General features: G+C 37.1%; 1 protein-coding gene. It reads right to left on the minus strand.

Annotated elements, in window-relative coordinates; genetic code table 11:
* Positions 1–236: 236 nt before the first annotated feature.
* Positions 237–5111 carry a DEAD/DEAH box helicase gene (locus tag AC1DQW_RS27100; protein ID WP_477456913.1) on the minus strand — a complete coding sequence of 1625 codons (4875 nt, stop codon included), beginning with the start codon at positions 5109–5111 and terminating at the stop codon, positions 237–239.
* Between the last annotated feature and the right edge of the window lie 147 nt (positions 5112–5258).

Genomic DNA, 5258 nt, shown 5'->3' on the forward strand with positions numbered 1-5258 from the left:
CTCATAATCATAGTCTTGTAGGATGCAATTAACTATTTGCGCCAATACATCTTTATCGGTGGGAACAATACCAACATGGGTTACTTCAGCATCGTTAACATTCTTGCCCTTTATTGATTTATGATTGTTTACCTCTTGCCTCGCTTGTTTAAGATTCATGGTGTAATTTACATTCTGTTAGACAAAAACCAAAATAATTAATGGCTAACCTTTGAGTTAGCTTTGTATATATTACCTTATTTAAACTTCACCGATGGTAGCCTATTAACAATTTCAACAGTTTTAACACTAACACTTATAACACTTAATAATAAGTCTAAAATATATCGTGGATTGCCAACTTCAGTTGCCCAAATGTTTGGGTCATTTCTAATGCCGCTAAATTTATCAGCTTTTATTTGGTATCGATCCATTATCCATTCGATTGCACTTTTGCCATTTATCACGTATTCGTAGGCCTCTATTGGGACATTTGATATTGTAATTTTACTATTAAATACTATTGTGTCCTTTTGGTCTTTTTTCAGAAAACGCATTTTATCAACGAGGTAATTCCCGGTATCTGTGCCAATAAGAGTTACCCCATGATAGGCTGAAACAGTTTCATAATTGATGTGCATATCTGATAGTGCTTTGCCAGCGTTACTAAACTTCCAGAAATCTCTAACGTCTTCGAGCAAAGGTATTCGGGGTAGCATTTTTTTTAAATCATTGGCGAAAGTCTCTCTGTAATCGGGACTATGAAGCAATCCATATACGTAATAAAAAACATCTTCTTTACAAACGTTCTTGCCGTAAATAACTTTTGCACGTTCCAATATAAAATCGCTTACTCCATCCCTACGAACATATTCACTACCACCACCTCCATCAAATAAACTCGGACTCTGCTTTTCACGTTCTTCATAATAATACAATGGGAAGCATTGAGATTTTCCCACAAACTCTAAGTCGGGTAAAGTGTCAGTCATTAGTACAGAAAAATCCTTTCTATACTCGCAAGATATTGCGATAACCTGATTGTTATACTTATGATTGGGGAATAGTCTTTCAAGCTGCCCTCTTCTATGAATCATCTTCTCACCTAAATAAGACAATTGTTTACAAAATGGTCGATATATTGCGGTCGTTATTTTTTGGGGYTCAAACTTAGCGGTATTTCCTCTTGAAAGGTGCGAAATGAGACTGCTGGACCAGCTAATTTTTTCGGGATCTGTATCAATAAAGTTTTCCACTTTAATGCTATTATTTTCCTTCGTCGCCGCTTGGAACCCACTAACTTGTTCATTAAAGAAAATAATGGTTTGTCTCATATTTTCTTCAAGAAGTTTTCTTGAAGAATTATAAACCCAAGCGTCTCTGTTTGTTTGCGAACCATTTGAACTTGCTACAAAGAAGGAATGCGTTTTGACATTGAATTTATTGTCTGGCTCAATAGCGATAAACGCCTGAAATGCGTCGTTTCTATGGCTTATCCAATCGCCATGCTCGTTTGGTAACAAAATTTGCCATTGCATGTCTTTATTACAAACTGATGAAAATTTCGCTATCATTGATAGCTTTTCTTCTTTATTTAAATAGTCACCAATATCGCAATAATGAATTTTTGCTTTTTCAGTATTGTTTGGTTTTTTAACTAAAATCGTAATAGAAACACCTGTTAAAATATTAAAAATATTTTGTCCTTCTTTTCTAGCCGAATCACCAGAACGACCTCTCACACCACCCCGTAAATTAAAGATGTAAATCGCAGAAAATTCTTTTTCTAGGCATTTGCGGAATCCGTCTGCACTGTTTCCAGCTGCACCATCACCCAACCACCCACTATTAGTGATGAAAGCGATTATTCCTCCGTGCTGTTTATCTAAACGGTCTGCACTCCAACGAAAAGCTTTCAAGTATGAATTATATAATGAATTTTTATTGGTAGCATCCGTAAGTGCTGCATAAGTTTGGGTAATACGATAATCTAGTTTTTCATATTTTTGATTCTTTGCATTATCATTTGCAGACTTTTGTCCTACAGAATAAGGAGGGTTACCAATAATCACTCGAAGCGGAGCCTTTTTTTGTGCCTGAACTCGTTTGGAGTTTTGCGAGAACATTTCAGAAAAAAGTTTATCGCTTCCATCGCTTTCACCTAATTGAAAAGTGTCGGTTAAACAAATTCCATCAAATGGTATGTATTCGGATTCGCCAATGATATCGTGGTAAGCATTTTCGATATTTACAGCAGCGATATAATAGGCGAGCAGTACAATTTCATTAGCGAAAATTTCATGTTGGTACTTACGAGACAAGTCTTGCTTTTTTATCAGTCCGCTTTGTAATAGACGGGTAATAAATGTGCCTGTACCTGTAAAGGGATCAAGAATATGGATATTTTCATCACTTAAACTGCGGTTAAATTCTTTTTTTAATACATCGTTTACGGAATGAATTATAAAATCGACAACTTCTACCGGGGTATAAACTATGCCCAGCATTTCAACCATTTTCGGGAAAGCAGTTTTGAAAAACTTATCGTAAAGTTCAATAATAATGCGTTGTTTACCTTCGGCGTTATCAATGTCTTTCGCTTTCATCTTTACCGAATCATAAAATTTTTGTAAGCTTTCAGTATCTTTTCCAATCGCCTGTCCTTCTAAAAGCTCAATCATAGTCTGCATCGACACAGAGATAGGATTATTCTTCACAAATGAATACCCTTCAAATAACGCTTCGAAAATTGGTTTGGTTATAATGTGTTGAGACAACATCTCTATTGCTTCTTGCTTTGATATAGATGGATTTATGTTATTTTGTAATCCACTTAAAAAATCTGCAAAAGCCTGTTGATGTTCGGTGTCTTCTTTATTAATTAAGCAGGTTATTCGTTCAACTTGTCTTTCAGCAATTTGGGCGACACTTTTTGCCCATTGTTCCCAATATAATTTATCACCGACTTTCTTTACCATTCGGGCGAATAATACATTCTGCAATTGTTCAAATTGTAATGCCAATTGCTTTCTAATATCATTACTTGCATTATTTGGTGCTTGCGTATCATTGAGGACAGTTTGCCCCTCCTCAAAAGAATATTCAGGTCTGCCTACAAGAATTTGTTCTGGTCGTGATCTGTTTAATTCTATTTTGTTAACAATAGCGTTAAACCTATCATCATGTGCCCTTAATGCATTTAAAACTGTCCATACTACTTTATATCGTTCGTTGTCATCAAGTGCTAAATTGGCCTCTATATTTGAGGGAACAACCACGGGAATTATGATATAGCCATATTTCTTTTTGGTGGCGGGTGAAAGCCTCATAACTCTTCCTACAGACTGCACAACATCGACCTGTGAATTACGTGCTGACAAGAACATTACCGCATCTAACGAAGGAACATMAACCCCCTCACTTAAACACCTAACATTTGTCAGAACCCGACATTCGTTGTTGTCAGTTTCAGCCTTTAGCCAGCCCAATAATTCATCCCTGGCAGGTGCCGACATTGTACCGTCAATATGATTTGCCGATACGGAAACCATCTGTTCCTTTTTTTCTGCAGGAAGCGAATCAATATAAGCAGTTGTAGCGCTATTATATGTGGAAGTTATCTTTTTAGACGCTGCTATTGTGTTACAAAAAGCTACCGCTCGTCGCATCGGCTCGGGGTCATTAGCTTCTAAAATACCTGCATCACCCAATATTTTTTTTGATAATGCATTAATACAACCAATTAGCTTGGAAGCATCGTCTGCATTAATTTCATTTTCCTCATCCGCAATCATTTTTTGAACTGCTGGGGGAACGTCCTGTTCACTAAGGGTAAGAATTAAAACTTTATAATCTGTTAGCAAGCCGCGTTCAACAGCTTCACCAAAACCAATACGATATATTTCTTCACCATATAAAGCTGTATCATCCATTGAACATAAAACCGCTTCAGCCTGTGCCGCCTTACTCTTTGTTTCATCACTATACAATCGTGGTGTTGCTGTCATGTACAAACGCTTTTTGGCCATTAAGAAATTATTGTCATGAACTTTTGTAAAGATGGACTCATCTTCACCTGCTAACGACACACCAGTAGTACGATGCGCTTCATCACAAATAATTAAATCAAATTCACAAGTGTTTTGCCTGTTTAATTCTTTTTGCGCCTTAGATATTACCTCGATAGATTGATAGGTAGAAAACACCACTGTTAAACCTGATTCTCCTTTTAACTTGATTGAATTAATTTGATCTATGATGTTATTGACATTTGTTGAAGCTGGCAAGGCAAGGTCAATCACTTTAAAATTATCGTTATCTTCGTTCTTTGTTCGTTTTTTTGACACCTCTGGGTCTGAACAAATACAAATAGCATTGATTGGCTCATTAGCCTCTGTAACCCATTCTCGCAATGCCTGTCCTAACAAGGCAATGGATGGTACTAAAAACAATATCAACCCTTTTCCATTTGTCTCGTTTTCGGCAATGCGTAGTGATGTAAACGTTTTTCCAGTACCGCATGCCATAATTAGCTTGCCACGTTCGGCTAGTTTAAAGACATCATTGGTGTTATCCATGGCGGTTTTTTGATGTTGCCGAATGGATTTCTTTTTGCTGCGTGAGCCTTCACCGTGCACACCTTGTTCTAGCTTCTCCCAATCAACCGGTGCCTCCTGCAATTGATGGAGTCTTAGCCGGCTAACTGGTGGATGCTGGTTGTTTATACCTTCTTCGGCATTGCTTCCCCATTTCTTTCCGGTTGTATCGATCCAAAGACGTTGTGAAAACCCAATGGTTTTTAATTCTTCGTTTTTAAAATGTCTGCTAGATGTAGATAAGAAACTGTCAACCGCTGGCTTATCAATTGTTGTACCCTCTGCGAAACATTTACATTGAATAGCCCAGTATTCACCTTCAATGGAAAGTGCTACTAAATCAATTCCCGTATCGGCACCACCAAGTTCTTTTTTTCCCGGAAATTCATTCCATAACCAAACTTTTTTTAACCTGTACGCATACTGCGGATCGGTTTGTAAATAAGCCTGCATTAAGCGTTCAAAACGGTCGCCCTTGTCACGTTCTGAGTGGGAGTTTTTGCGGTATTTATTGAGAATATTGTTGAAGGAAACCATGAAAGTTAGGATACGTTTTGTTTATGTTTGATTCAAATGTAGCCGATATTAATTAATATGAACACATTTACCTAAACCATTCATCGAAAAAACTTGTGTTAGTCTTTTAACTACATGATGCACTGAGAGCACCGGTCATCTACATTC

It is taken from the genome of Mucilaginibacter sp. P5_A4 (assembly GCF_056400605.1).